Below are 26,951 nucleotides of genomic sequence, written 5' to 3'. Positions count from 1 at the left end.
GCTCTCCCCAGCGCTTTCCGCACACACAGCAGCTCCGGTACCGACAGCAGAGGAACGAAGTGAACGCCAGCGAAGAACTCTCGGCCCGCACCTTCGGCAACGAGGAGGGGCTGCCGCGCGTGCCCCTGCCCACGCTCGACGCGACCTGCGAGCGGTTCATGGAGTGGTGCGGGCCGCTGCTGATTGAGGACGAGCGGGCCCGGACGGAGTCGGCGCTCGCCGCGTTCGTCCGGCCCGGCGGCCCCGGCCGGACGCTGCACGCCGCGCTCGAGCGCTACGACGCCGCCGAGGGCGTGCACAGCTGGCTCGACACGTTCTGGCCGTACCGCTACCTCGGCCGGCGCGACCGGATCGCGCTGAACGCCAACTTCTTCTTCCTGTTCAAGGAGTCGCCGGAGGGGCAGGCCGAGCGCGCCGCCGGGCTCATCGCCGGGGCGCTCGACTACAAGCTGCGGCTGGACGACGAGCGCATCGCGCCGGCCGTGCAGCGCGGCCGCCCCCTGTCGATGGTGCAGAACCGTTTCCTGTTCTCCACGACCCGCATTCCCGGCGCGGAGCAGGACACCGTCCGCGCGCCCTACACCGACGCGTGGCCGGGCCCGTCCGACGCCCGCCACATCGTGGTGTTCTTCCGCGGCACCATGTTCCGGATGGACGTCCTCGGCCCGGACGGCCGCCCGCACACCCTCGACGAGCTGCGGGCCGGGCTCGGCACGATCCTGAAGGCGGAGGCGGCGGAGGAGCCGTCCGCCGGGCACCTCACCACCAAGGCCCGCGCCGAGTGGGCGGCGAGCCGCGACGCGCTGCTGAATCTCGGCAACGCCAAGGCCCTGGACGAGGTCGAGACGGCGCTGTTCTGCGTCTGCCTGGAGGACTTCGCCCCCGCGGACACCCTCGACGCCTGCGACCACCTGCTCCACGGCGACAGCGGCAACCGCTGGTTCGACAAGGCGGTGTCCTTCGTCGTGTTCGCCGACGGCACCGCGGGCATCAACGTCGAGCACTGCGGCCTGGACGGCACCACGATCCTCAGCTTCGTGGACGAGCTGCTCGGCTCACCGCCCGAGGAGCTGTCCCGCCGGTCCGGCGCCGCCGAGCAGGGCCTGCCCGCGATCGAGCCGATCCGGTTCGCCCTGGACGACGACCTGCGCCGCGACATCGAGGAGGCGGCGGCCTCCTTCGCCGCCTACGCCGCCGCGACCGCCACGGCCGCGGTCTCGTTCGACGACTTCGGCTCGACCGAGGCCAAGCGGCTGAAGACGTCCCCGGACGCGTTCGTCCAGATGGCCTACCAGCTCGCCCACAAGCGCGCGAAGGGCCTCACCGGCACCACCTACGAGTCGATCGCGACGCGCCAGTACCGGCACGGCCGCACCGAGGCGATGCGGGTCGTCACCCCCGAGGCGCTGCGGTTCGTCGCGGCCATGGACGACCCGGCGGCCGGCCCCGAGGAGCGCCGGAACGCGTTCCGCGCGGCCGCCGAGGCGCACGTGCGCCGAGCGAAGGAGTGCCAGGCCGGGCAGGCCCCCGAGCAGCACCTGTGGGAGCTGCAGCTGATCGCCAAGCGGCGCGGCGCCGACCTCGGCGTCACGGGGCCGCTCCCGCTGTTCGACACGCCGGGCTGGGTGAAGATGCGGGACGACTACCTCAGCACCAGCTCGGCGCCGTCGGTCAACATCCGGTACTTCGGGTTCGGGTCGACCAGCGAGCAGTGCATCGGCGTCGCCTACGTCCTGCTGCCGGACCGCTTCAACCTCTACCTGAGCACGCCGCGGCCCGTCGCGGACGCCATGTACGCGTTCGCGGACCGGCTGCGCGAGGCCGTCCGCGAGCTGCGCGACCTGCTCTCCTGATCGGCGGCCGGGCCCGTCGGCGGCCCCGCCCGGGGCCGGTCAGCGGTCGGCCCGGGCGGGGCGCTGGCTCCGCCCGGGCGGGTACAGCCAGCGCCGCAGCAGCCGGCTGAGCGCGGGCATGATCACCACGGTGAGCAGCGGGATCACGATCACCGGGAACGTGAGCGCCTGGAGCGGTACCGGCCACGACTTCGTCAGCGGGGTGGCGAACGCGTTCAGCAGCAGGCTGAGCGGATACACCGCGCAGAACGTCACGGCGATCATCTTCGCCTTGGACGGCGCCGGGACCGCCTCCCCGGGCACGCTGAACCACGTCTCCAGCCCGGTGGTGTCGAGCTGGTGCTCCTCGGCGATGCCGGTGAGCCGGTCCAGCCATTCGGCCCGGTCCGCCGACCGCAGCCACCGGTCGAGGGAGTCCTGGTCGGCGAAGTGGACGACGGTGTAGTACCGGTGCCGTGCGCCCTCCGCGCGCAGCCAGGTGGCGCCCAGGTGCCCCGGGTACCCGGTCGCGACCCGGTGGAGGCCCTGCGCCCATCCCTCGAAGTCGCGCTCCCGGCCGGGCTTGACGTCCCAGGTGGCCACGACCGTGACGGGCTCGCTCTCCGCGTTCGCCATACCGGAGGTCTCACCCGTCCCGCCCCGTCCATGCCCGCGCCCCCGGGTGGCGGCGAGCACACACCCGGGTGGCCGCGAGCACGGGCACGGGAGGCGAGCGCGGGGGCACGCGGCGGCGAGCGGGGTCAGGTGGCGGCGAGCGCCTCGGTCGGGCTGAGCCGGGACGCCCGGACCGCCGGGTACAGCCCCGCCGCCGCGCCGATGACCAGCGTCGCCGCGACGCCGCCGAGCACCGCCCAGGCGGGGATCACCACCGGCCACCCCTGGTAGAGGGCGTAGCCCGCCGTGACCAGCGCCCCGATCAGCGCGCCGCCGAGCCCGCCGAGCGCCGACAGCAGCAGCGACTCGGCGAGGAACTGGGTGCGGATCTGGCCGCGGGTCGCGCCGAGGGAGCGGCGCAGCCCGATCTCCGCGCGGCGCTCCAGCACCGAGATCACCATGGTGTTGGCGACCCCGACGCCGCCGACGAGCAGCGCCACCGCGCCGAGGCCCAGCAGCAGCCCGGTGAACGCCTCCCCGGCCGCCTTCCGCGCCGCGAGCGCGTCCGACGGGCGCGACACCTCCACCTCGTTCGGCGCCGCCGGGTTCGCGGTCGGGCCGAGCACGGCGCGGACGTCCTCGACGCTCGCGTCCGCCGACCGGGTGTAGATCGTCGTCGGATGCCCGTCGAAGCCGAGCACGGCGCGCGCGGCGGGCCAGCCGACCAGCGCCGCGGTGTCCAGCTCGGGGGCCAGCGGCACCGGCGCGAGGATGCCGATCACCGTGAACCGGTGGCCGCCGACGAGCACCTGCACGTCCGGTGACGCGTGCCCGATGCCGAGCCGTTCGGCCGCCTTCGCGCCGAGCACCACCGCGGGGAACTCGCCGGTCGCCGCGGTCAGCCACACGCCGCGGCTCAGCTCCGCGCCCGTCGCGGCGCGCAGCCCGGTGCGGGCCGCGTAGGCCGCGATGCCGTTGGTCTCGGTCTCGGGGACCTTGCCGGACCGGTACACCTTCGCGTCGTCCAGCAGCCCGATCGCCGACACCTCCCGCACCGGGGCGATGTGCGCCACCATCCGCTCCGACTCCAGCGGCAGCTGCGCCTCCTCGCCGGTGAGCGTGCTGCCCGGCGACACCGTCAGCAGGTTCGTGCCGAGGGCGGCGAGGGCCCGGTCCAGCTCCGCGCGGGACGAGGAGGACACCCCGACGACGGCGACCATCGCGGCGATCCCGATCGCGATGCCGAGCGCGGACAGGAACGCCCGCATCGGGCGCGTCCGCAGCCCCACCGCGCCGACCTTGACGACGTCCCCCGGACCCAGCCGCGCGGGGCGCAGCGTCCCGGCCGTCACGGCGCCGCCTCGGCCGGCACGGAGTCGGCGGGCCCGGAGACAGCGGGCCCGGAATCAGCGGGCCCGGAATCAGCGGGCCCGGAATCAGCGGGTCCGGAATCAGGGGGCTCGGACTCGGCCGCCCCGGAGCCGGTGCGCGCCGAGTCGGCGACCACGCGGCCGTCGCGCATCCGGACGCGGCGCGGCAGCCCGGCCGCGATCTCCCGGTCGTGCGTGATGACCACCACGGTGGTGCCCGCGGCGTGCAGCTCGCGCAGCAGCGCCATCACCCCGTCCCCGGACGCCGAGTCCAGCGCGCCGGTGGGCTCGTCGGCGAGCAGCAGCGCGGGCTCCCCGGCCACGGCCCGCGCGATCGCGACCCGCTGCCGCTCCCCGCCGGACAGCTCGTGCGGCTCGTGGTCCAGCCGGTGGCCGAGCCCGACCCGCTCCAGCGCCGCCGCGGCCCGCCGCCGGCGGGCCGACGCGCGGAGCCCGGTGTAGAGCAGCCCGTCGGCGACGTTGTCGATCGCCCGCGTCCCGCCCGCCAGGTGGAAGTGCTGGAACACGAACCCGATGCGGGTCGCGCGGAGCGCCGACAGCCTGGCGTCGGTCAGCCGCCCCACGTCGTGCCCGTCGATGCGGACCTCGCCGGACGTCGGCCGGTCCAGCGTGCCGAGGACGTTCAGCATCGTCGACTTGCCCGACCCGGACGGCCCGACGATCGCGACCAGCTCGCCCGCGCCGATGTCCAGCGACACCCCGGCGAGGGCGTGCACGCCGCCCGGATACCGCTTCACCACGTCCCGCAGCACGATCATTTCGGTACCCCCACGACGGTGCCGGCGGTGATGCCCGGCCCGGAGATCTCGACCTTGCCGTCCGCGAACAGGCCCGTCTCGACCGGGACGTACGAGGACGCCGCCCCCTTGACGACCTCCACCCCGAACCCGCCCTCGCTCAGCGCGACCAGCGCGGTCACCGGGACGGTCAGGACGTCCTCCCGCTTGCCCGCGGTGAACGTGACATCGGCCGAGGCCAGCGCGTACCGCGCGGCGGCCTTCTTCGCCTTCGCCGAGTCGAGCCAGATCGTCACCTCGACCTTCGTCGTCGGGTCCTGCCCCTGCTCGCCCGGCTCGATCACGGTGGTGACCTCGTCGATCTCCGCGGTGACGGTCTCGTTCTCCGGCAGCGTCACGGTGACCTTCGCGCCCTTCTTCGCCAGGCGCTGGTCGGCGGTGTCCAGCTCGACGGTCACGGCCTGGACGGTGCCGGTGCACGACAGCACCTTCTTTCCGGGCGCTACCGGCTCCCCCGCGCTCGCTTGCACGCTGTCGACCCGGACGGGCCCGTCGGCGAACGCGACCCGGCCGAGCTCGACGGTCCCGGTCTCCTCGACGCCGATGTCGTCCTGCCATTCCCGGACGGCGTCGGCGGTGTCGGCGGTGTACTCGCCGTCCACGGTGAAGCCGCCGTAGCCGAGCGCGGCGAGGTTCTTCTCGAACCGCTTCACGTCGGCGCCCTCGGTGCCGACGGTGAGCGGCCGGTAGGACGGCCTGGACCCGTACATCAGCACGACCGGGTCGCCGTCGACCTCGTACAGCTCGTGGCCCCGGGTGATCTCGGACCCGCTCTCGGGGAGCTTCGTCAGCGTGCCGCGAAGCTGGCTCGTCACCGCGGTCGCGGGGCCGTAGCCGAGCCGCCCGTCCTCGGTCTGCGCGTCGTCGAGCGTCTGCCGGGCGACCTTCACGGTGGCGGGCGGCAGCGCCGGATCCGCCCCGCCGCCGGAGTCGCCGCCGCCGAGCGCCGCCGCGGTCGCCACCCCGCCGGCCGCGACCAGCGCGGCGACCCCGAGCGCGAGCAGCGGCCGGGGCCGGCGGCGGGCCCGCGCGGGCCCCCGCGCCCGCGCCGGCGCGCTCTCGTCCACGGTGGTCCCGCCCATCACTTCCCGCCCTGGAGGATCTTCTGGCACTCCTGCTCGGCGGCCTCGAAGTCGGGGTCCTGGCCGACCTTCCCGTCGATCCGGATGCCGCGCTGGCCCGGCTTCGGGTCGGGGAACGCCTCGACCCCGTGCTGCCGCATGCACTCGGCGTGCTCGCGCGCCCGCTCCTGCATCTCCGGGTCGGGCGCACCGGTCGCGTTCGCCTGCGGGTTGTACTGCCGGCACGCCTCCATCGCCTTCTCGACGATCTCCTTCTTGCCCTTGACCTTGAGCTGGACGCCCTTGCCGGGCTTCGGGTCCTCCATGTCGACGCCGTGCTCGCGCATGCACTGGGCGAACTTCACGCCCATCTCGTCCGGGTTCGGCTTGGCGCCGCCGGCCGCGCCCTCCTGCTTGGCGCCGCCCGCCGACGCCACGCCGGTATCGCCGCCGTCATCCGAGCCGCAGCCGGTCAGCGCCAGCGCCAGCGCGAGCGGCAGCGCCGCCAGGATCCGCAGTCGCATGTCTCCTCCTCACCGCCGGCCGGATCCGTTCCGGCCCGACGCGGAGCGATGCAACCCGGCCGGACGTTTCCCCCGCGTTTCCGCGGCCCGCGCCCGCGGCGGCTAACGCCGAGGAAACACGCCGTGGGGCACCATCGGCCGTCGGAGGAGGAGCGCCCGGAGGAGGAGCGCCCGGAGGAGGAGCGTTGAGAGTTCTGGTGGTGGAGGACGAGCGGCTGCTCGCGGACGCGATCGCCGAGTGGCTCCGCGACGACGCGCACGCCGTGGACCTCGCCTACGACGGCGCGGCGGCGCTGGAGCGCGCGGGCGTCAACGACTACGACGTGATCGTCCTCGACCGCGACCTGCCGCTCGTCCACGGCGACGACGTGTGCCGGGAGGTCGTGCGGGGCGGGGCCGCCACGCGGATCCTGATGCTGACGGCCGCCGCCGAGATCACCGACCGGGTCGCCGGCCTCGGGCTCGGCGCCGACGACTACCTCCCCAAGCCGTTCGCGTTCCCGGAGCTGGCCGCCCGCGTGCACGCGCTCGGCCGCCGGTCCCGCCCGGCCGCGCCGCCCGTCCTGCACCGCGCCGGGATCACCCTGGACCCGGCGCGCCGCGAGGTGTTCCGGGACGGCCGGTACGTGCCGCTCGCGCCCAAGGAGTTCGCCGTCCTCGCCGAGCTGCTGCGCGCCGACGGCGCCGCGGTCTCCGCCGAGCAGCTCCTGGAGAAGGTGTGGGACGAGCACGCCGACCCGTTCACCGGCGCCGTCCGGCTCACCGTCCTCAAGCTGCGCCGCAAGCTCGCCGACCCGCCCGTGGTCGAGACCGTCAAGGGAGCGGGGTACCGGATCCGATGAAGCTGTCGCTGCGCGCCCGGCTCACCCTCACCTACTGCGGCCTGTTCCTCGTCGCCGGGGTCGTCCTGCTCGGGGTGACCTACGCCCTGTTCACCCAGCAGCTGTCCCGCTCGGGCACGAAGGTCCTCGCGACCCGGCTGTCCCCGGCGCCGGGCACGTCCCCGGCGCCCGGCACCGCGCCCGTCCCGGACCGGCGCGTCCAGGAGGAGCAGATGATGGCCGACAGCGAGAACTGGATGAAGCTGCAGCGCGCCGAGCTGCGCGACGCCGCCGTCACGTCCCTGGTGACGCAGGGGTCGATCGCGCTGCTCGTCGTCGGCGGTGCGGCGGCGGGCCTCGGCTGGCTCATCGCGGGCCAGGTGCTGTCCCCGCTGCACCGCGTCACCGAGACCGCCCGCCGGATCGCCGGGGCGCCCGCCGCGGACCGGGGCCTGCACGAGCGCATCGCCCTCAAGGGCCCCCGCGACGAGGTGAAGGAGCTCGCCGACACCTTCGACACGATGGTGGAGCGGCTCGACCGGTCCTTCGACGGCCAGCGCCGCTTCGTCGCCAACGCCTCGCACGAGCTGCGCACGCCCCTCACGCTGGGCCGCGCCCTGGTCGAGGTCGCGATGCACCGCGAGACGGCGTCCCCGGACGTCCGGCAGCTCGGCGAGACCCTGCTGCAGATCAACGCGCGGCACGAGCGGCTCATCGGCGGCCTGCTGCTGCTCGCGCGCTCCGAGAACGAGATCACCGGCCGCGCGCCCGTCGACCTCGCGGACGTCGTCGCGCACGTCGCGGCGCAGACCGCGCCCGAGGCCAAGGACACCGGCATCACCATCGAGACCTCCGCCGAGGAGGCCATGACGTCCGGCGACGCCCTCCTCCTCGAACGCGTCGTGCAGAACCTCCTGGAGAACGGCCTGCGCCACAACACCGAGGGCGGCTGGGTCACCGTCGCCTGCCGCACCGAGGACGGCCGCGCCGTGCTGGAGGTCGCCAACTCGGGCCCGCCCGTCCCGCCCTACGAGGTCCCGGCGCTGTTCGAGCCGTTCCGCCGCCTCGACGGCGACCGGGTCGTCACCGCGAAGGGCGCCGGGCTGGGGCTGTCGATCGTCCAGTCGATCGTCCGGGCGCACGGCGGCACGGTCGCGGCCGTCCCCCGCGCGCAGGGCGGCCTGGCCATCACGGTCGCCCTGCCCGGCGGCTGACCGCGCGGACCGCGGCGGGAAGGGCTATGTGAAGGGCTGAGGGACGGGGCTAGCCGCGCGGGAAGAGCGCGTCCACGAACGCGTTGCGGAACTTCCCGCCCGGATCCACCGCGGCCGCCAGCCCGGCGAAGTCGGCGGCGCGCTCGTAGCGGGCCGCGACCTGCTCGGCGGGCGTGGTGCTGACCTTGCCCCAGTGCGGCCGCGCCCCCAGCGGGACGAGCCGCTCCTGCAGCGCCTCCACCGCGGGCAGCACCCCGGCGAGGTCGTCGTGCCAGGTGAAGTGGAAGGTCACCGTGTCCCGGCCGTACGCCGGGCTCAGCCACAGGTCGTCGCCGCGGACGGTGCGGATCTCGGAGATGTGCAGCACCGGCGCGACGACGTCGGCGAGCCCCCGCACCGCCTCGATCGCTGCGGCCGCCGCCTCCCTCGGCAGGAACCACTCCGACTGCAGCTCGCGTCCGGCGCTCGGCGTCAGCTCGGGCCGGAAGTGGGGCAGCCGCTCGTGCCACGGGCCCGGCTCCCCGAGCTGGACGGTGCAGGCCGCCGGGTCCATGCCCGGCACCGGATGCTGCGCCGCGTCCGCCGGGCGCCCGCCGCCCCACACCGGCTCGGGCGCGCCCGCGCGGCACTTGAGCCAGACCACGGCCTCGCCGCCGCGCCACCCGGTGAACGCGCTGACGCTGTAGGCGGCGCCGAAGACCTCGTCGAACCGGGCGGCCAGGTCGCCGAGCGGGACGCCGAGCCGGACGTGCTGCGCGACCTCGAACGCGGGCTCGACCTCCAGCGTCAGCCGCGTGACCACGCCGAGCGCCCCGAGCGCGACGACCGCGCCGGGGAAGGCGGCGTCGCGGTCCCGCCGCAGCTCCAGCAGGTCGCCGTCCGGACCGACGAGTTCGAGCGCGGTCACCGACGCGGGGAGGCAGCGCAGGCCGTCCCCCGACCCGTGCGTGCCGGTCGCGCAGGACCCGGCCACCGAGATGTGCGGCAGCGACGCCATGTTCGGCAGCGCGAACCCCTCGCGGTGCAGCTCCGCCGCGACGTCCGCGTACCGCATCCCGGCCGCGACCGTCGCGGCCTGCCGCGCCGTGTCGATCTCCACCAGCGGCGGCAGTCCGTCGAGCCGGACGAGGTCGCCGGTGGTGTCGGCGACGAGGCTGAACGAGTGCCCGCTGCCGAGCGCCCGCACCCGCCGAGCGCCCGCCACGACGCGGCGCAGCGCCTCCAGCGACTCGGGCCGATGCACCCGCGCGGCCCCGTAGCCGACGTTCCCGGCCCAGTTCCTGAGCCGCCCAAGTTGATCCACACCGGCACCGTACGCCGAAGGAGGAGTTACCGGGCGGTCAGCGGGGGCCGGCACCGCGGCGGAGGTCGCGGGGGCTGATGCCGAAGCGGCGGCGGAACGCGTGGCTGAGCGCGCTCGCGGAGGAGAAGCCGCTCGCGTGCGCGAGGTCGGTGATCGTGACGTTCCGGTAGAGCGGATCGCGCAGCCGGTCGCGGACGAGCCGGAGCCGCTCCTCGCGGATCAGCTCGCGCGGCGTGGTCCCGGCCCGCTGCAGCGCGAGCTGGATCTGCCGCAGCGACCAGCCGAGGTCCTGCGCCATCGCGGCGCCGGTGAGGCCGGGGTCGGCGGCGTGCCGGCGGACGTGCCGGCGCACCACCGCCTCCACCTCGGCGAGGTGGCCGGACGCGGGCGGGCGGGCGCGGCCCGCGACGAGCAGGCACAGCAACTCGGTGATCCGGTCGCAGGCGGCGTCGAACTGCGGATCCGACAGGCTCGCGCGCTCCTCCCCGACGGCCCGGACCATGTCGGCGACGACGCGGCCGAGCCCCGCGGTCAGGTCGATCCCGGTCACTGGCAGCGCCGGGAGGTTGAGCCGCCCGGACAGCTCGCGCGCCGGGATCGTCAGCACGAGCGCGCGGCCGGGCCGCCGCCGGTCGACGCGCAGCGGGGCGGCCGGCGGGACGAGCCCGCCCGTCCCGGGGCGCAGCCGCGACTCCCGGCCGCCGGCGAGCATGAGCAGCTCGCCGTTCAGCGGCAGCAGGAACCGGTAGCCTTCCGCGCCGGGCTCGGGGCGGCCCTCCCCGTACAGGACGAGCCGGTAGGCGTCGCGCCGGACCGGCCGGTCGAGGAGGTCGTCCACCCGCAGGCCCCTTCCGCCGGTCCGCACCGCCCCGGACCAGGTCCGGCCGGTGATCGCTTCCGCCCGAGCGTAGTACGCGCGGTACCGCCGATTCACCTGAATCCAGCGGAAAGTAGCGTGATTCGGACTGTCAGTGATCTTGCCGTGCGCCCGGCGGCAGGTTCCTTGCGCGCGGGCACAAGCACGCGCCCGCGAAGCGCCCTACGGTGCCGAACCTGTGGCGTGTACCGCGCCACTCCCCCACCCTCCGGCCCCGCGGCCGGTCCCACCTCGCCCGACACCCCTCTGCACCGAGGATCTGATGGAGCAATTCCTCCTGGCGGCGGCGTTCGTCCTCGTGGCGGGCGCCGGCATCGCCGCCGCCGTCCTGCTGGTCCGCCAGCGGCGGGCGACCGCCGAGCTGCACGAGCAGAACTCCGTGCTCGCCCGCGGACTGGAACTGCGGGAGCGGGAGCTGCGGCACCTCGCCGAGGTCCGGCTGCCCGAACTCATGGAGTCACTGACCAACCCGGGAGTGCGGGTCACCGGACCGCTGCACGACCTCGACCGCGAGGCCCCCGCCTACGGCCAGGCCATCCAGACCGTCGTGGACCTGTTCGCGGGCTCGGCCGCCGGCGTCCGGGAGCGCGCCGACCGGTCGGCGAAGTCGACGCTGCGCGCGATGATGCGCGCCGTGCAGAGCCTCGCCAACGAGCAGCAGCTCGCCATCTCGCACATGCAGGAGCGCCACGACGACCCGGCCGTGCTGGAGGGCCTGCTCCGCATCGACCACATGAACGCCCAGCTCGGACGCCGCGCGCAGGCCACCGCCGTGCTCTGCGGGTCGTGGCCGGGGCAGCAGCGGTCGGCGTCCTCGCTGACCGACGTGGTGCGCGGCGCGACGTCCCGCATCCGCGACTACCTGCGCATCAACCTGGAGGGGTCGCTCAACGCCGCGGTGACCAGCCGGGCCGTCGAGCCGATCGTGCTGACCCTCGCCGAACTGCTGGACAACGCCGCCCGGCACTCCCGTCCAGACACCGCCGTCGAGGTCAACTTCCGCTCCGCGCACAACGGCGTGGCCATCACCATCGACGACGCGGGCGTCGCGATGGACGCCGACGAGCTGCAGCGCGCGTCGGAGCTGCTGTCCGGCGACGCGTCGGTGGACATCCACCGGCTCGGCGACCCGCCCCGCGTCGGGTTCGCGGTCGCGGGCGTGCTCGCCGCCCGGTACGGCTTCCGGGTGTCGGTCGACAGCCACTCCCCCTACGGCGGCGTGCGCGCGGTGGTGTTCGTGCCGTCCGCGCTGCTCACCACCGTCCCGGACGAGCGGGTGCCCGCACCGGCGGCGGCGGAGCGCCCCGCGGCCGCGCCGCCCGCCGCGTCGACGGCCGGCGGGCTGCCCAAGCGCAGCCGCGTCGCCCTCGCCGAACGTCCCGCCGAGCCCGAGGGCGGCGAGGGCGGCGAGGGCGAGGCCGGCGCGGCGGGCGTCCCCGACGGCGAGGACGCCGCCGCGCCGCCACCGCCGCGGCCGCCGCGGGAGACCGCCGCCGGCCTCGGCGCCTGGCAGCGCGGCACGCGGTCCGGCCGCGCCGCGACGCCGTCCGGCGAGGCGCCCGGGTCCGGATCCGGCGCCGACAGTAAGGATCTGCGGGCATGAACGAGGGATGGAACGGCGCGATGGACGACGGAACGAACCGGCTCGGCTGGATGCTGGACGACGCGCTGCGGATGCCGGAGACCCGCTACGCGATCCTGCTGTCGGCCGACGGCCTGCTCATGGCGCACTCCGAGCGGATCGACCGGGACGAGGCGGAGCGGCAGGCGGCCGGCATGGCGGGCCTCCAGTCGCTCGCCCGCAGCACCGCCGAGTTCTGCGGTGACGCGGGCACCACCTGGCGGCAGACGGTCAACGAGTTCGACGACGGCTACGTGTTCCTCGTCGCCGCCGGCCCCGGCGCCTACCTCGCGGTGTCGGCCACCCAGCACGTCGACATGGAGACCGTGTCGTTCCGGCTCCAGGAACTGGTGCAGCGGCTGGGCAAGGAGCTGACCAGCCCGCCGCGTCCCGGCGCGGGCAGTCCCGCATGACCCCCCGGCGGAACGAGCGCGCGCTGGTGCGCCCGCACGTCGTCACCGGCGGGCGGGCGCACCCGACCCGCAACGTCTTCGATCTCGTCACCCTCGTCATCGCCACCGGCGACCTGCCCCTTCACTCCGGGGGGGCGACCCCCCAGGCCCCCCGGCAACCGCTCTCGAATAAGGGCCTGACCCCGGAAAAGGTCCGCATCGTCGAGCTGTGCCGCGGCGGCGCGCTGTCGGTCGTCGAGATCTCCGGCCACCTCGGCCTGCCCGTCGGGGTCGTCAAGGTGCTGCTCTCCGACCTCGTCGACAGCGGGCACCTCACCACCCGGGCCGCCGCGCCCGCCGCCCAGCAGCCGAAGGTCCGGCTCCTTCAGGAGGTGCTCGATGGGCTCCGCGCTCGCCTCTGACCCGTCCTACGTCCGGGACACCGTCCGGACCGCCGTCAAGATCCTCATCGTGGGGCACTTCGCGGTCGGCAAGACCACCTACGTCGGGACGCTGTCGGAGATCCGCCCGCTGCGCACCGAGGAGCGGATGACGCAGGCCGGCGCGACCGTCGACGACCTCGCCGGCATCCGCGACAAGACCACCACCACCGTCGCGATGGACTTCGGCCGCCTCACCCTCAGCGACGACCTCGTCCTGTACCTGTTCGGCGCGCCCGGCCAGCAGCGGTTCACCCGGCTGTGGGACGACCTGGCGCGCGGCGCCCTCGGCGCGCTGATCCTGGTGGACACCGCCCGCCTCCAGGAGTCGTTCGCCGTCATGGACATCGTGGAGAAGCAGGGCCTGCCGTACGCGGTCGCCGTCAACCACTTCGACGGCTCGCCCGTGTTCCCCGAGGCCGAGGTCCGCGAGGCCCTCGACCTCGCGCCCGGCACGCCGCTGGTCACCTGCGACGCCCGCGACCGCAGGTCCTCCACCCAGGCGCTGATCTCCCTCGTCGACCACCTCCTCACCCTGGACACGGAAACGGCATGACCGCGCAGATGACCGAACCGGAGCGCTTCCCCCTCTACGGCCCCGAGTACGCCCGCGACCCCGCCGCCGTCTACGCCCGGATGCGCGCCCACGGCGACCTCGCGCCCGTCGAGCTGGCCCCCGGCGTCCCGGCGACGCTGGTCATCGGCTACGAGGCCGCGCTGGAGATCCTGCGCGACCCGGACACCTTCCCGCGCTGCAGCGAGGTGTGGGAGGAGGAGGTCGGCCCGAGCTGCCCCGTGCTGCCGATGATGATGTCCCGGCCGAACGCGCTGTTCACCAACGGCGCCGTCCACGCGCGGCTCCGGTCGGTGATCGTCGACAGCATGGACCGGATCGACCCGGTGTCGCTGCGCGACCACACCCAGACCGCCGCCGACACGCTCATCGACCGGTTCGCGGCGGACGGCAAGGCCGACCTGATAGGGCAGTACGCCCGCTCGCTGCCGCTGCTGGTGTTCAACCGGATGTTCGGCTGCCCGAGCGAGATCGGCGACAAGCTCGTCCGCGGCATGAGCGCGATCTTCGACGCCGTGTCCGCCGAGGAGGGCAACGCGCTGCTCGCCGAGGGCACCGGCGAGCTGGTCGCCCACAAGCGGGCGAACCCGGGCGCGGACGTGACGTCCTGGATGATGCGCCACCCGGCCGCCCTCGACGACGAGGAGATGGCCCACCAGCTCACGCTGCTGCTCGGCGCCGGCACCGAACCGGAGCAGAACCTCATCGCCAACGGCATCCTCCTGCTGCTGTCGGACGACCGGTTCGCCGGCGACCTGGCCGGCGGCAGCATGCCCGTCGAGGACGCGCTCGACGAGATCCTGTGGACCGACCCGCCGATGGCCAACTACGGGTCGACCTTCCCCCGCCGCGACATCGACTTCCACGGGCACCGGCTGCCCGCCCACCAGCCCGTCCTGATCGGCTACGCCGCCGCGAACACCGACCCGTCCCGGGCGGTCCCCGACCGGAAGGGCAACCGCGCGCACCTGTCGTTCGCCGGCGGGCCGCACACCTGCCCGGCCAAGAGCCACGCCCGGCTGATCGCGTCCGCCGCCATCGAGGTGCTGCTGGACCGGCTGCCCGACGTGGAGCTGGCCGTCCCGCGGGACGCGCTGGAGTGGCGCCCCGGCCCGTTCCACCGCGCCATGGTCGCCCTGCCGGTCGTCTTCCCCCCGGCGGGCCCCGCCGACCCCCGCCCGCGCTGAACCCCGCCCACGCCGCCCCCCGCCCACGCCGAACCCCGCCCCGACTGAACCGGGGGCGGGGCCGGACGCGTACCACCGGCCGTGACGGCACCCGAGGCGACCCCCGGCCCGCCCGCGGCCCGCACCGACCGGACGATGCTCGGCATCGGCGCCGCCGCGGTCGCGCTGGTCGTCCTCGCGCTCGTGGTGCGGCTCGGGGGCGCGTTCAGCGAGACCGCCGTCCCCGGCCTGTCGCGGGCGGGGGCGCTGACCAAGACCGGCCTGTCGGTCGCCAAGCTCGGCGGCGACGTCGCGGCGGTCCTGACGGTCGGGTGGCTGCTGGTCGCCGCCGTGTTCGTGCCGGGGACGTCCCGCACCGGCCGCCGCTGCCTGCGCGCCGCGTCGCTGACCGCGCTGGCGTGGGCGCTGTGCACGCTGGCGCTGATCGTGTTCACCGTCCTCGACCTCTTCGGGACGGGCCTCGGCGGCGTCACCGGGAACATGCTGCGGACGCTGCTCGTCGAGCTGCCGCAGGGCCGGGCGCTGCTGCTGGTCCTCGCCGCCGCGCTCGCCCTCTCGGTCGCCGCGAGCCTGCCCCGCGCGGCGGGCGGCGCCGGGTACCTGCTCGCGGGCGCGCTCGCCGCCATGCTGCCGCCGCTGTTCACCGGGCACGCCGCGAGCGCCGCGAACCACGCGCTCGCCGTCTGGAGCCTCGCCGCCCACGTCACCGGCGTCGCGCTGTGGGTCGGCGGGCTCGTCGCCCTGGTCACCCTCGCGCCGGACATGCGGGGCGGCCTCCCCCGCGTCGCCGAGCGCTACAGCGGCCTCGCGCTCGCCGCGTTCGCCGTCGCCGGCGCCAGCGGCGCGGTCAACGCCTGGGTGCGGCTCGGCGGCGTCCACCTCGGCTCCCGGTACGGGATGCTGGTCGTGGCGAAAGGCGCCGCGCTCGTCCTGCTCGGCGCCATCGGCTGGTGGCACCGCCGCGCGACGCTCCCCGCGCTGCGGGACGGGACGGGCCCCCGCCCCTTCCTGCGCCTCGGCGCGGTCGAGGTCCTCGTGATGGCGGCGACGATGGCGCTCGCCGCCGGGCTGTCCCGCACGCCGCCGCCCGAGAACGCCCCGGACACCCTCGACGTCGTCGCGCTGCGGCTCGGCTTCCCGCTGCCCGGCCCGGCCGGCGTCGGCCCGTACCTGCTGGACTGGTGGATCGACCCGCTGTTCGCCGTGCTGATCGCCACCGCGGCCGTCCTGTACGGGGCGGGCGTCGCACGCGTCCGGGACTGGCCGCCGCGCCGCACCGCGGCCTGGGCCGCCGGCCTGCTCGTCCTGCTGCTCGCCACCGCGAGCGGCATCTCCCGGTACAGCATGGTGCTGTTCAGCGCGCACGCCATCCAGCACGTCCTCGTCGGGCTCATCGCGCCGCCGCTGCTGCTGTACGGGGCTCCGGCGCGGCTGGGGCTGCGGGCCATGCGCGGGGAGAGCCGCGCTCTGCTCACCGCCGCAGCGGACAGCCGGGGGCTGCGGGCGCTCAGCCGTCCCGTGGTCGCGTGCCCGCTGCTGCTACTCAGCCTCTACGCGTGGTACGTGTCGCCGCTGTTCCCGCCGTCGCTCTCCAACCACGCGCTCCACTCGCTCACCATGGTCGCCTTCCTCGCCGCCGGACTGGCCTACTTCCACGGCTCGACGGGCACCTCGGCCCCGGCGGCCGTCCTGCCGCTGCACGTGATCGCCGGGGTGGCGCTCATGCGGGACGGGACCGTCCACGGCAACTGGTACGAGGACCTCGGCCGCACGTGGGGCGCACCACCGCTGGACGACCAGCACCTCGGCGCGCTGCTGCTGTGGACCACCGCCGCGGCCGTCACCGCGGCGCAGGCCGCCCACACGCTCGCCCGGCGCCGCCGCGGGCCGTCCGCGCGTCATGGACCGTTCGCACGTTACGGACGGGGCCGCCGGTCCACGACGCGGCTCAGCGCCTCCACGACCGTCGGGTCGTACTCGGCGGCCGAGTCGAGCCGGAGCCGCTCCAGCACGGCGGCGCCCCGGTCGCGGTCGGCGGAGTCGCCGACGAGGTCGTCATAGGCGTTGGCGACCTTGATGATGCGGCTGGCGAGCGGCGGCGGCAGCGGCCGGTCGGCCGCGTCGCCGGACGCGTCGCCCGCCGGGTCGCGGCCCGTCCGGTACGGGTGCGAGGACAGCTGCACGACGTGCGCCACCCGGTCCAGTACCCCGGTCTGCTTGATCACCTCGGCGCCCAGCTCAGCGATGCGGCGCTGCTCGGCCGGGGAGGCCAGCACGGTCGCGCCGCCCGGGATCGGGTCGCCGAGCGACAGCTGCCCGATGTCGTGCATCAGCGCCGCGTACTCCAGTTCGAGCAGCTCCTCCTCGGCCATGCCGAGCTCGCGGCCCATCGCGACCGCGAGCCGCGCGACCCGCCGGGAGTGCCCGGCCTCCACGTACCCGCCGACCTCGGTGACCCGCGACAGCGCCCGGACGGTCTCCAGGTAGGTGGCGCGGATCCCGGCGTAGCGGCGGAACGCGAACTGCGTCACCAGGATCGGCACGGTGAAGATCAGCAGCGCGGCCGCGCCCATCGCGGTCGTCGCGACCGCGATCAGCATGGCGGTCGCGCTGGTCGCCGCGCACAGCGCGATCTTCGCCTCGATCTCGTCGCGCAGCGCGATGCCGAACCGCGCCCGGACGGCCTCCGCCCGGATCACCGCGGCGATCAGCACGTCGCTGAAGCAGGACGCGACCACGACCAGGCCCATCACGGCCAGCAGCAGGTACCAGGCGAGGTCGAGGGTGAGCACCGGCCGGAAGCACAGCGCGATGACGGCGACGTTGAACAGCCGGCGGGCCATCGCGTCCGGCCGCGGCATCCGGCCCACCGCGATGTGCGGCAGCGAGCCGACCAGCATGCCGACCGCGGTGACGGCGACGACCTGCAGCGCGGAGTGCGCGGCGGGGACGACGCCGAGCGGCGCGTCCGGCGGGGCGCCCTCGGGCCCGACGCCGACCAGCAGCGCGTACCCCATCGCGCCCGCGGTGGCGATCGGGGCGACCTCCCGGTTGCCCGGCATCACCATGCGGAACAGCTCGCCCAGGGCGATCAGCACGCCGAAGATGATCGCGATGTCGGCCTGCCGGAGGCCGACCGCGGCGACCTGGGTGACGGCGACGACGACGAACAGCCCGGCGGTCGCGATCAGCAGCAGCTGGCCGGAGTCGATGGTCTGCCACGCGGCCCGCTCCCGGGCGTGGAGGCGGCCGGTCGTCACTGGTGCCGCACCTCGTCGCCGCCGGTGACCCGCAGCGGCGCGCTCGGGTCGTCGTGGTCCTGACGGGTGGTCTCGACGATGTCGTCGTCCGGCAGCACGACCGGGTCGGGCGGCTCCCAGCCCTCGCGGTCGAGCGCGCGCAGGAACGCCTCGACCATCTCGGGGTCGAAGTGGTCGCCCATCCCGCGGCGCAGCTCGGCCACCGCCTCCTCGATGCTGCGGGCGGCCCGGTAGGAGCGCGTCGAGGTCATCGAGTCGAACGCGTCCGCGACCGAGATGACCCGGGCGAACTCGGGGATCTCGTCGCCGGCCAGGCCCATCGGGTAGCCGCGGCCGTTCATCTTCTCGTGGTGGTGCATGATCCCGGCGAGCGCCTCGTCCAGGAACCCGATCTCGCGGACGATCTCCAGCCCGCGCATCGGGTGCAGCTGGATCGCGGCGAACTCCTCCTCCGTCATCGGCCCGTTCTTCTGCAGCACCTTCGTGGGGACGCCGAGCTTGCCGACGTCGTGCAGCATCCCGGCGTAGCGGATCGCCTCCACCCGGTCGGCGCGCATCCCGATCTCCTGGGCGATCATCACCGAGCCGCGGGACACCCGCTCGGAGTGGCCGCGGGTGTAGAAGTCCTTGGTCTCGACCGCCTGGCAGAGCGCGGCGAGGGTGGCGGCGTGCGCCTGCTGCTGCGCGTACGCCTGGTCCATCGCCCACCGGGCGATGAACAGCGGGAGCAGGACGAGCACGGCGGCGAACGGCCCGACCCGCGGCCACAGCCCGGCGATCAGCAGGCCGACCATGCCGTAGCCGAGGCAGCCGACGGCGAGCTGGCCGCTCTCGTGCAGCAGCTCGCGCGGCGCGGCCTGCCGGCTGAGCAGCAGGACCCCGGCGGTGAGCGCCAGGTTGACCACCACGAACGCGACCAGCGCGCCGAGGAACGGGCCGATGACGTGCTCGACCCAGCGGGCCTTCTCCGGGTGGAAGCGGTCACCGCCGAGCAGCTCGAAGACCGTCCCGGAGGCGAAGCCGCTGAGCGCGAACTGCGCGCCGTTGAACACGCGCTTGACGGGGGCGAAGAACCGCTGCCCGGTGACGACGGCGACCAGGCCGAGCAGCGCGGCGCCGGTGGGGCCGAGCAGGACCACCGAGGCCAGGCTCGCGGCGAAGCTCAGCGACACCCTGGCGCGCGCGACGTTCAGCCGCGCGGGCGCCGAGTCGCAGACCAGGAACAGCAGGGCCAGCACGACCAGCTTGCCCCAGTCCAGCTCCGCGAAGGACGAGGTCGCGATGAGGCCAGCCGCGACGGCCACCACACCGCTGACGTACGCCCAGGCAGCGAGAGGAAGTCCACGCATTGCCGCCCCTCGGGGAGTGACGAGATGGCGGGCCGCCGCCGGGGTGCTGTGCGCCTGCCGACGCCTAGACCCAGGACACGCCCTTGGTCAGCATCAACGACGACGCCGAGGCGATCGGGCTCCGGCCGTGTCCCGCCGGCGACACGCGTTCGTGCATGGCTCCTTGCCTCCCCCCGCCGATCCGGGCCGTCCCGGCCTCGCGGCCGGCCTACCGAGGGGCCGGGCGCGGGGCCCGGCTTCCCGGGCGAGCACATACCCCGAATTGCATCGGCGCGCACGTGCTCCCGTCGCTGATTTCGGCATAAGCCTAACGCGAACTGCCCAGGTCACACAGGCGTCAGGGAAAAACTGAGCAAAGCGTGAACCGACCGTCACCATAGGTGATCAATTGCCCCGGGGAATACACCCAACGTAAGCGCACAATCCGGCTGCACACCAACATGCACGTGCATCGGCAAACTCGGCGCCAACCCGAGCCTTTTTCATCCCCGCCGGTCACGGCGCCGCCGCGATACCGTACCTCTCGGATAAAAAAGACTCACCCCATGGAAATAACCGCAATGCGACAACGCCGTGTTTCGGGGTATGCAGCCGAATTCAGCCGGTCCACCGCGGATCAGCCGCGCACGGCGTAGCCGATGAGCCGCGCACGGCGTAGCCGATGAGCCGCGCACGGCGTAGCCGATGAGCCGCGCACGGCGTAGCCGATGAGCCGCGCACGGCGTAGCCGATGAGCCGCGCACGGCGTAGCCGATGAGCCGCGCACGGCGTAGCCGATGAGCCGCGCACGGCGTAGCCGATGAGCCGCGCACGGCGCCCGGGAGCGTGCGCGCACCCCGTCAGCCGTGCACGGCGCCGCGCTCGCGCGCCCAGGCGACGGTCTCGGCGATCCCCTCCGGAAGGGCGGTCATCGGCTCCCAGCCGAGCACCTCGCGCGTCGCCGCCGGGTCGACGGCCATCGCGGGCAGGTCGCCGAGCCGGGGCGGGGCGAACTCCGGGTCGTCCGGCGCGCCCGCCGCCTCGGCGACCAGCGTGTGCAGGTCCCGGTCGGTCGTCTGGAGGCCGGTGCCCACGTTGAAGCGCCCGCCGCCGCCCGCCTCCCCGGCGGCGCGCGCGAACGCGTCGACCACGTCCAGGACGTAGACGTAGTCGCGGGTCTGCGTGCCGTCGCCGTAGACCTTCGTCGGACGGCCGGACAGCAGCGCGTCGGTGAAGATCGACACGACGCCCGCCTCGCCCTCGGGCGTCTGCCGCGGCCCGTACACGTTCGCCAGCGTCAGCGTCGTGAAGTCGATGCCGTGGAGCTGCCTGTACATCCCCGCGTACACCTCGCCGGCGACCTTCGAGGCCGCGTACGGCGACGCGGGACGAAGCTCGGCGTCCGCCGGGACGGGGAGCGCGTCCGGCACCCCGTACACCGCGCAACTGGAGGTGACCACGACCTTGCGCCCGCCGGCGGCGCGGGCCGCCTCCAGCACGTTGGCGGTGCCCACCACGTTCGTGCGGGCGTCGCCGAGCGGGTCGGACACGCTCACGCGCACGCTGACCTGCGCGGCCAGGTGGCAGATCACCTCCGGGCGGCGGGCCGCGGCCCTCTCCACCAGCGCCGGGTCGGCGACGTCCATCTCCCACAGCTCGACGCCCGGCCGGATGTTGGTGCCGGACGACAGGTCGTCCACGCCGATGACCTCGTGGCCGTCGGCGAGGAGCCGGTCGACGAGGTGGGAGCCGATGAACCCGGCCGCGCCGGTGACGAGTGTCAGCACCCGCAGCACGATACCGAAGCGCCCGCCCGGCGCCCGGCCGTCGGACGCTCTCGGACAGGCGTCAGACGCTCTCGGACCTGTCCGCGCCTCCGGACGCCTGGATCTCGCCGCAGATCTCCTCGATGCGGCCGAGGACCTTGGCGCGCAGGTCGGTGGGCGCCTGCTCGCACCCGCAGGACTTGTTCACCAGTTTCTTGACGGCCTCTTCGAGCCCGTACTCGCGCAGGCACGGCCCGCACTCGTCGAGGTGCTGGCGCACCTCGCCGCAGCCGCCCTGGTCGAGCTCGCCGTCCAGGTAGGTGTAGACCCGCGCGAGGACCTCGTCGCAGGGCGTCTCGTGGTGGTTCCCACAGCTCATGATGACCCCCTGGTGGCGCGCGTCAGGCCGCGCTCCTCAGCGTAGTCCTCCAGCATGCCGCGGAGCTGCCGCCGGCCGCGGTGCAACCGGGACATCACCGTGCCGATGGGCGTGCCCATGATCTCGGCGATCTCCTTGTAGGCGAAGCCCTCGACGTCGGCGAGGTAGACGGCGATCCGGAACTCCTCCGGCAGGTCCTGCAGGGCCCGCTTCACGTCCGAGTCGGGCAGGTGCTCCAGGGCCTCGGCCTCCGCCGACTTGAGCCCGCTGGAGGTGTGCGACTCGGCGCGCGCGATCTGCCAGTCCTCGATGTCCTCGGTGGCGGCCTGCTGCGGCTGGCGCTGCTTCTTGCGGTAGGAGTTGATGAACGTGTTGGTCAGGATGCGGTAGAGCCACGCCTTGAGGTTCGTCCCCTCCTTGAACTGGTGGAAGGACGCGAACGCCTTGGCGAACGTCTCCTGGACGAGGTCCTCGGCGTCGGCCGGGTTGCGCGTCATGCGCAGCGCGGCCGAGTACAACTGGTCCAAGAACGGGAGCACGTCGCGCTGGAACCGCTCCTGGCGCTGCTCCACGGTCTCCGTGGTGCCCGGTACCTGTCCCACCCCCTCGGCTGTGGCGCCCTCGGCCCTGGCCCGGCCTGCGGCGTCGTGTCCCACAGACGATATCGGTCCGCGCGGCCTGCCGATGCGGACGGGTGGTCGCGCGTCGCCGCGGGACGCGGCGGTACCCGCCTCCCGCTGCTGGTCGGCGACGGCTGTGGTCATCGGCACGCACCTCCGTATTGCTCGTGTGAGACGGTGCAACACCGGAACGGCCCCGCCGATTCCCGGGGTGGGGCCCCGGCCGGATCCCCGTCGCGCCCGCTGCCGCGTCACTCAGGGTGATGATCGGGGCCGGACGGGGAAGGTAGTGACATACACGGCGAGAACAGGAGCATTTGGTGCACTCCGTGCCATCGGCGCGACCTTCCGAGCCCAGCATCGCCAGCCTGCGCGACACCTCCGGAGCCGCGGCCGGGGATTCCCTGGCCAGCTACTGGAGGTTCTACCGGGCGGTGGCCGACGCCCAGCTCGCCCGATGGCTGCCCCGCCGGCCGTCCCGCGTGCTGGACATCTCCGGCGGCCAGGGCCACAGCGCGGGCCGCGCCGCGGGCGCCGGCCACGCCGTGCTGGAGGTGCGCGACCCCGACCGCCCCGGCAGGCCCCCCGCCCGCGCACACCTCGACGCCACCCTGCGGGACGGCCCGCTCCCTGACGGGGCGCTCCAGGACGGGCGGGGCCGTCCGCTGCGGGGGCCGGTACCGGTGGTGGGCGACTCCGGCGCTCTCACCTACCTCACCGACGCCTCGATGGACGCCGTGGTCGCCGAGAACCGGGTGCTGTCTCGGCACCTGGCCACCGAGGCGACCGTCGCCGAGATCGCGCGCGTGCTGCGTCCGGGCGGCCGCGTCCTGTTGTGCGTCGACTCCCTCACGCTCGGGATGGCGCTGCTCGCGGAGCGGAACTACTGGGCGCACCTGTCGGACGTCCCGAGCGCCGAGGTCGTCCTCGTGCCGTGGCCGGACGGGACGATCACCCGCTCGTTCTCCGCCCACCAGCTCCGCGAGCTGCTCGCCGACGCGGGCCTCGACGTCGAGTGGATCAGGCCGCGCACGGTGCTCTCCCCCTCCACGGTCGAGCACGTCCTCGGCGAGTCGCCCCGCGCGCTCGCCCGCCTGGTGCGGACCGAGCTGAACGCCCGGCAGACGGACGAGTCCCTGGGCATCCACCTGCTGGCGAGCGCGCGCCGGACCGCCTAGGAGAGCGCCGGACCGCCTACGCCCGCGCCGGACTACCTAGGCGGGCACGGGTCCGCGGTCAGTGCCCGCGGTCGCGCCTGGACTGGCAGCCGATGCAGCGGGCGGCGTCCGGGCGGGCCTCCAGGCGTCCCTCGGGGACGGTCTCACCGCAGTCGACGCACAGGCCGTAGGCGCCGGCGGCGATCCGCTCCAGGGCGGCGGCCACCCGGCCGCGCCGGCGTTCGAGGGAGCCCAGCGCCGCCTCCACCCGGTCGTGGTCGGTGAGCCCGGCCCCGGCGTCCGCGGCGGAGCCGTCCCGCTCGGGCGACTCGCCGCGGAGAATGGCGATGGAACGGTCCAGGTCGATCAGCATGGCCTCAAGGCGGGAACGGGCGGCGGCGGTGTCCACGGGCGGCGCACTCCTCGCGCTGGAGCCGCCTCCCCCCGCGGCGGCGCGGTCCGGACGACCGGTCAGAACAGGCTGCCGGCCTGATCATCAGGACTATCCCCGGAAATGACCGGCTCTATGAGTTCCGGGCCGTTGTTCCGGACGCTGTTGACCGCCTTCGACACCGGGTAGGCGTCCATCGTCCCGGCCATGGCGGGCACGAGCAGCCCGCGGACCTGCTCGGTGTCGGTGAGCTCCGGGTCGAGCCAGGCGTCCCAGCGGTCCCGCTCGACGATCATCGGCATCCGGTCGTGGATGCGGCCGAGGTCGTCGGGGGCGTCGGTGGTGATGACGGTGCACGTCCACACCCACTCGCCCTCCTCGAGCCCGGCCTCCGCGGCGGCGTCCTTCGGCGCCTTCCACAGCTCGTAGAGCCCCGCCATCGCCATGACCTCGCCGTCGTTCGGCCTGATGAAGTAGGGCTGCTTCTGCGGCTTCTTCTTCTTGGCCCTCTTCTCGCCCTCCGCGGGGTCGGGCGAGCCGCCCTGGTCCTGGATCGTGTACCACTCGAAGTAGCCGTCCGCGGGCAGCAGGCACCGGCGGCGGGCGAACGCCCGCCGGTACGACGGCTTCTCGTGGACGGTCTCGAACCGCGCGTTGATCATCCTGGAGCCGATCGAGAGGTCCTTGGCCCAGGACGGGACCAGCCCCCACCGCACCGTCCGCAGCTGGCGGACCGCGGCCTCGCCCTCCGGGGCGTCCTTCGGGCGCCGGTTCAGCACCGCCGGGACCTGCTTCGTCGGCGCGACGTTGTAGTCGGGCTGGATGTCCCCGTCGACCGCGTCGACCTGAACCTGGAACTCGTCCAGGAGCTCCTGACGCGCGCGGGTGGTGGCATAGCGTCCGCACATGGGTCCCATAACACCACGAGCCGGCGACAGCCCGCCGCCACGGCGCGGCGGCGGGCGCGACTCCCCTTCCCACGGCGCTTGAGGCGCGGCGCGTTGGGCATGTAGCCGGTCATGCGACCCTTCACGACCATGGCCCGCCCGCTTGTGGCGGCGCCCTACATCACGACCGGCCTGGACGCCATCCGCGATCCCCGCGAGCGCGCCGAGCGGGTCGGCCCGGCCGTCAAGCCGGTCGCCGACCGGATCGAGTGGATGCCCAAGGACCCCGAGACGCTCGTCCGCATCGAGGGCGCGATCAGCCTCGGCACGGGCGCGCTGCTGCTGACCGGCCGGTTCCGGCGGCTGACGACGCTGCTGCTCGCCGCGCAGCTGGTCCCGGCGCTGGCGACCGAGCACCGCTTCTGGACCGAGGACGACCCCGAGCGCCGCGCCGACGAGCGCGCGCACCTGCTGAAGAACGCCGCGCTGTTCGGCGCGCTGCTGATGGCGGCGACCGAGCCGCGCCGCCCGCCGCGGGCCGCGGAGCTGCGCCGCGCGGTGCGCGAGTCGCAGATCAGGAGCGGCGCCGAGGCGAAGGCGATGCGCCGGGAGGCCGCCGCCACGCTGCGGGACGCCCGCCGGGAGGCCGCCCGCCAGCTGCGGATCGCGCGCGCGGAGGCCGCGCGCAAGACCGCCCGGCAGGGGACGAAGGCTGCGAAGATGAAGGCCGCCACGATGCGGAAGGGCGCCAAGCCCGGCGGCATGCTGAAGGCTCTGGGCATGGCCAAGCAGGGCATGGCCAAGCAGGGCGGTAAGGCCGGCAAGGCGGGGGGCAAGGCCGGCGGCATGCTCACGAAGGCGGGTGCCGCGGGCGCGTTCAAGGCGGGGAAGGCGACGAAGGCGGGCAAGTCCGCGGGCAAGAGCGTGAAGGCGGGCACCGCCACGCAGGCGGCGAAGGCGATGAAGGCCGGCAGGACGGTGAAGAGCGGAACGGCCGTCCAGGCGGGCAAGGTCCTGGAGGCGGTCAAGCGCTGACTTCCCGAAGAGAGCCTTAAAAGAATCTCAAGACGGTTGAACCCGGGGGCGGAGCGGTCCCGTACTGCTTGACGACCGCCCGCGACGAGCACCCCGGAGACGCCCCGGCCATGGCACTTCCCGGATCGACCGGCCGCCGGCCCGGCGGGCTGCGGAGCCTGCTCCGCCGCCCCGGCCCGGCACGCCCGCCCGACGGCGCCGCAATCGACGACGAGGACATGGTCACCGCGCTCTACCGCGAGTACCATCGGCCCCTCCTCGCGTTCGTCCTCCGGCTGACCGGCGGTGACCGCCAGTGGGCCGAGGACGTGGTGCAGGAGACCATGATCAGGGCGTGGCGCAGCGCGGACCGGCTGGACGACCGGACTTCCTCGCTGATGCCGTGGCTGGCCACGGTCTCCCGTCGTATCGTGATCGACAACCGGCGGCAGCGCGAGGTCCGGCCGCCGGAGGTCGGCGACGGCCCCCTGGAGAACGTGCCGATGGCGGACGAGCTGGACGGCCTGCTGCGCAAGGTCGTCGTGGCGGAGGCGCTGGAGTCCCTGTCGCCCGCGCACCGGCAGGCGCTGACGGAGACGGTGCTGCGCGACCGGACGGTGAACCAGGCCGCCGAGTACCTCGGCATCCCGGTGGGGACGGTCAAGTCCCGCGTCTACTACGCGCTGCGCGCCCTGCGCGTCGCCTTGGAGGAGAGGGGGGTGACCTCGTGAGCTCCCAGATCGAGCACACCGATGTCGGTGCCTACGCGCTCGGCCTTCTCGAGGCCCGCGACCGGCAGGCGTTCGAGGCGCATCTGGCCGGCTGCGCGCGCTGCCAGGCCGAGCTGGGGGAGCTGTCCGGGACGGCCGGGGCCCTCTTCGCGCTGGCGTCCGAGCCGGGCGCGGTCCCGGGAGCGGACGAGGCGGAGGCGGGTGAGGACGAGCCGTCCACACCCCCGCCCGCAGTGCTCGACATGGTGCGCGGCCGCCGGCGCGCCGACCGGAGGTTCCGCCGGGGCGCGTACGTCGTCGGCACCGCCGCCGCAGCGGTGGCGCTAGGCGCGGGCGTCGCGATCGGCGCGGTGCTGAACGACGAGGGCGAGCGGCAGGCGCCGCCGGTGGCGCAGTCCGTCACCGGACGCCAGTTCCACGCGACCGACCCGGGCACCGGCGCGTCCGGCACCGTCGGGCTGGTCGACAAGGGCTGGGGCACCCAGGTCAGCCTGGAGCTGCGCGGTATCAAGGGGCCGCTGCGGTGCCACCTGGAGGCCGTGTCGCGGGACGGCGAGCGCAGCGTCGTCGCGGGCTGGCGCGTCCCCGACAAGGGCTACGGCGTGCCGGGCCAGCCCAAGCCGCTCGTCATGCAGGGCGGGACGGGGCTCGACATGGAGCAGATCAGCAGCTTCGTGGTGCGGCTGGACGGCGCCGACGGCGGGACGCTCCTCACCATTCCGCTGTGACCCCGCCGTCCGCTGTGACCCCGCCGTCCGCTGTGACCGCC

At 74.6% G+C, this 26,951-nt stretch carries 26 protein-coding genes and 1 pseudogene; 13 read left to right on the top strand and 14 right to left on the bottom strand.

The features are described 5' to 3' along the window. Positions 1-59: 59 nt before the first annotated feature. On the top strand, positions 60-1,853 hold the full coding sequence (locus CHF16_RS13130) for a choline/carnitine O-acyltransferase (RefSeq protein ID WP_089326270.1): 1,794 nt from the start codon (positions 60-62) through the stop codon (positions 1,851-1,853). A 39-nt stretch (positions 1,854-1,892) separates the two neighbouring features. On the opposite strand, the gene CHF16_RS13125 is transcribed toward CHF16_RS13130, so the two are convergent. The 5 genes from CHF16_RS13125 to CHF16_RS13105 form a co-directional block, all read right to left on the bottom strand. Next, the gene (locus CHF16_RS13125) at positions 1,893-2,468 is read right to left on the bottom strand and encodes an antibiotic biosynthesis monooxygenase (protein WP_089326269.1); all 576 of its coding nucleotides are present in this window, start codon (positions 2,466-2,468) and stop codon (positions 1,893-1,895) included. A gap of 125 nt (positions 2,469-2,593) precedes the next feature. Further along, a complete protein-coding gene (locus CHF16_RS13120) occupies positions 2,594-3,799 on the bottom strand; it encodes an ABC transporter permease (protein WP_089326268.1) in 1,206 nt (401 codons plus the stop codon). After that, entirely contained in the window at positions 3,796-4,596 is an 801-nt protein-coding gene (locus tag CHF16_RS13115; protein WP_089326267.1) for an ABC transporter ATP-binding protein, read from the bottom strand. The genes CHF16_RS13120 and CHF16_RS13115 overlap by 4 nt, the downstream gene beginning before the upstream one ends. Further along, positions 4,593-5,717: a peptidoglycan-binding domain-containing protein gene (locus tag CHF16_RS13110; protein ID WP_089326266.1), complete on the bottom strand. Its 1,125-nt coding sequence runs from the start codon at positions 5,715-5,717 to the stop codon at positions 4,593-4,595. The genes CHF16_RS13115 and CHF16_RS13110 overlap by 4 nt, the downstream gene beginning before the upstream one ends. Beyond that, positions 5,717-6,220, bottom strand: coding sequence for a hypothetical protein (locus CHF16_RS13105; protein WP_089326265.1), 504 nt, complete (start codon positions 6,218-6,220; stop codon positions 5,717-5,719). The genes CHF16_RS13110 and CHF16_RS13105 overlap by 1 nt, the downstream gene beginning before the upstream one ends. A gap of 185 nt (positions 6,221-6,405) precedes the next feature. Between CHF16_RS13105 and CHF16_RS13100 the strand changes: the two genes are divergently transcribed. Both CHF16_RS13100 and CHF16_RS13095 read left to right on the top strand, forming a co-directional pair. Then, positions 6,406-7,062 (top strand): response regulator transcription factor, encoded by a 657-nt coding sequence (locus CHF16_RS13100; protein ID WP_089326264.1) that lies wholly within the window; start codon positions 6,406-6,408, stop codon positions 7,060-7,062. Next, positions 7,059-8,255 carry a sensor histidine kinase gene (locus CHF16_RS13095; protein WP_089326263.1) on the top strand — a complete coding sequence of 399 codons (1,197 nt, stop codon included), beginning with the start codon at positions 7,059-7,061 and terminating at the stop codon, positions 8,253-8,255. The genes CHF16_RS13100 and CHF16_RS13095 overlap by 4 nt, the downstream gene beginning before the upstream one ends. Before the next feature lie 49 nt (positions 8,256-8,304). On the opposite strand, the gene CHF16_RS13090 is transcribed toward CHF16_RS13095, so the two are convergent. Next, positions 8,305-9,558 (bottom strand): FAD-binding protein, encoded by a 1,254-nt coding sequence (locus tag CHF16_RS13090; RefSeq protein ID WP_089326262.1) that lies wholly within the window; start codon positions 9,556-9,558, stop codon positions 8,305-8,307. 37 nt (positions 9,559-9,595) lie between these two features. Continuing rightward, on the bottom strand, positions 9,596-10,396 hold the full coding sequence (locus tag CHF16_RS13085) for a helix-turn-helix domain-containing protein (protein ID WP_245868443.1): 801 nt from the start codon (positions 10,394-10,396) through the stop codon (positions 9,596-9,598). A gap of 301 nt (positions 10,397-10,697) precedes the next feature. Here CHF16_RS13085 and CHF16_RS13080 point away from each other — a divergent pair, with 301 nt between their 5' ends. The 6 genes and pseudogenes from CHF16_RS13080 to CHF16_RS42050 form a co-directional block, all read left to right on the top strand. Beyond that, a complete protein-coding gene (locus CHF16_RS13080) occupies positions 10,698-12,038 on the top strand; it encodes an ATP-binding protein (RefSeq protein WP_089326261.1) in 1,341 nt (446 codons plus the stop codon). Further along, positions 12,035-12,469: a roadblock/LC7 domain-containing protein gene (locus CHF16_RS13075; RefSeq protein WP_245868441.1), complete on the top strand. Its 435-nt coding sequence runs from the start codon at positions 12,035-12,037 to the stop codon at positions 12,467-12,469. Before CHF16_RS13080 ends, CHF16_RS13075 begins: the two co-directional genes overlap by 4 nt. Then, positions 12,466-12,870 carry a DUF742 domain-containing protein gene (locus CHF16_RS13070; RefSeq protein WP_089326260.1) on the top strand — a complete coding sequence of 135 codons (405 nt, stop codon included), beginning with the start codon at positions 12,466-12,468 and terminating at the stop codon, positions 12,868-12,870. The genes CHF16_RS13075 and CHF16_RS13070 overlap by 4 nt, the downstream gene beginning before the upstream one ends. Further along, the gene (locus CHF16_RS13065) at positions 12,848-13,444 is read left to right on the top strand and encodes a GTP-binding protein (protein WP_089326259.1); all 597 of its coding nucleotides are present in this window, start codon (positions 12,848-12,850) and stop codon (positions 13,442-13,444) included. The genes CHF16_RS13070 and CHF16_RS13065 overlap by 23 nt, the downstream gene beginning before the upstream one ends. Then, entirely contained in the window at positions 13,441-14,649 is a 1,209-nt protein-coding gene (locus CHF16_RS13060; RefSeq protein WP_218826650.1) for a cytochrome P450, read from the top strand. Before CHF16_RS13065 ends, CHF16_RS13060 begins: the two co-directional genes overlap by 4 nt. A gap of 135 nt (positions 14,650-14,784) precedes the next feature. Further along, positions 14,785-16,512, top strand: a pseudogene (locus tag CHF16_RS42050) (bifunctional copper resistance protein CopD/cytochrome c oxidase assembly protein); the annotation flags it as partial. A gap of 53 nt (positions 16,513-16,565) precedes the next feature. On the opposite strand, the gene CHF16_RS41325 reads toward CHF16_RS42050, so the two are convergent. The 5 genes from CHF16_RS41325 to CHF16_RS13030 all read right to left on the bottom strand — a co-directional run bounded on the left by CHF16_RS41325 (position 16,566) and on the right by CHF16_RS13030 (position 22,146). Next, positions 16,566-17,909 carry an HD-GYP domain-containing protein gene (locus CHF16_RS41325; RefSeq protein WP_089326257.1) on the bottom strand — a complete coding sequence of 448 codons (1,344 nt, stop codon included), beginning with the start codon at positions 17,907-17,909 and terminating at the stop codon, positions 16,566-16,568. Continuing rightward, positions 17,906-19,258: an HD-GYP domain-containing protein gene (locus CHF16_RS13045; RefSeq protein WP_089326256.1), complete on the bottom strand. Its 1,353-nt coding sequence runs from the start codon at positions 19,256-19,258 to the stop codon at positions 17,906-17,908. The genes CHF16_RS41325 and CHF16_RS13045 overlap by 4 nt, the downstream gene beginning before the upstream one ends. A gap of 839 nt (positions 19,259-20,097) precedes the next feature. Continuing rightward, complete coding sequence (locus CHF16_RS13040; protein WP_089326255.1) at positions 20,098-21,024, bottom strand: NAD-dependent epimerase/dehydratase family protein; 927 nt, start codon at positions 21,022-21,024, stop codon at positions 20,098-20,100. Between the two features lie 61 nt (positions 21,025-21,085). Next, positions 21,086-21,382 carry a mycothiol system anti-sigma-R factor gene (gene rsrA, locus CHF16_RS13035; RefSeq protein WP_179271511.1) on the bottom strand — a complete coding sequence of 99 codons (297 nt, stop codon included), beginning with the start codon at positions 21,380-21,382 and terminating at the stop codon, positions 21,086-21,088. Further along, positions 21,379-22,146 (bottom strand): sigma-70 family RNA polymerase sigma factor, encoded by a 768-nt coding sequence (locus tag CHF16_RS13030; RefSeq protein WP_425427492.1) that lies wholly within the window; start codon positions 22,144-22,146, stop codon positions 21,379-21,381. Before CHF16_RS13030 ends, rsrA begins: the two co-directional genes overlap by 4 nt. A 176-nt stretch (positions 22,147-22,322) precedes the next feature. Here CHF16_RS13030 and CHF16_RS13025 point away from each other — a divergent pair, with 176 nt between their 5' ends. Beyond that, positions 22,323-23,180 (top strand): methyltransferase domain-containing protein, encoded by an 858-nt coding sequence (locus CHF16_RS13025; RefSeq protein WP_245868439.1) that lies wholly within the window; start codon positions 22,323-22,325, stop codon positions 23,178-23,180. Positions 23,181-23,238: 58 nt separating this feature from the next. On the opposite strand, the gene CHF16_RS13020 is transcribed toward CHF16_RS13025, so the two are convergent. Together CHF16_RS13020 and CHF16_RS13015 are read right to left on the bottom strand one after the other, a co-directional pair. After that, positions 23,239-23,568, bottom strand: coding sequence for a TraR/DksA family transcriptional regulator (locus CHF16_RS13020; RefSeq protein WP_218826649.1), 330 nt, complete (start codon positions 23,566-23,568; stop codon positions 23,239-23,241). Between the two features lie 62 nt (positions 23,569-23,630). After that, entirely contained in the window at positions 23,631-24,458 is an 828-nt protein-coding gene (locus CHF16_RS13015) for an SOS response-associated peptidase (RefSeq protein ID WP_179271510.1), read from the bottom strand. Between the two features lie 129 nt (positions 24,459-24,587). Between CHF16_RS13015 and CHF16_RS13010 the strand changes: the two genes are divergently transcribed. The 3 genes from CHF16_RS13010 to CHF16_RS13000 all read left to right on the top strand — a co-directional run bounded on the left by CHF16_RS13010 (position 24,588) and on the right by CHF16_RS13000 (position 26,910). After that, on the top strand, positions 24,588-25,472 hold the full coding sequence (locus tag CHF16_RS13010; protein ID WP_245868437.1) for a DoxX family membrane protein: 885 nt from the start codon (positions 24,588-24,590) through the stop codon (positions 25,470-25,472). Positions 25,473-25,582: 110 nt separating this feature from the next. Next, positions 25,583-26,182 (top strand): sigma-70 family RNA polymerase sigma factor, encoded by a 600-nt coding sequence (locus tag CHF16_RS13005; protein ID WP_089326342.1) that lies wholly within the window; start codon positions 25,583-25,585, stop codon positions 26,180-26,182. Further along, positions 26,179-26,910, top strand: coding sequence for an anti-sigma factor family protein (locus tag CHF16_RS13000; protein ID WP_089326251.1), 732 nt, complete (start codon positions 26,179-26,181; stop codon positions 26,908-26,910). Before CHF16_RS13005 ends, CHF16_RS13000 begins: the two co-directional genes overlap by 4 nt. Positions 26,911-26,951 lie beyond the last annotated feature (41 nt).

It is taken from the genome of Actinomadura meyerae (assembly GCF_900188445.1).
Lineage (GTDB): Bacteria > Actinomycetota > Actinomycetes > Streptosporangiales > Streptosporangiaceae > Spirillospora > Spirillospora meyerae.
This window is presented reverse-complemented; position numbering and strand designations above follow the sequence as displayed.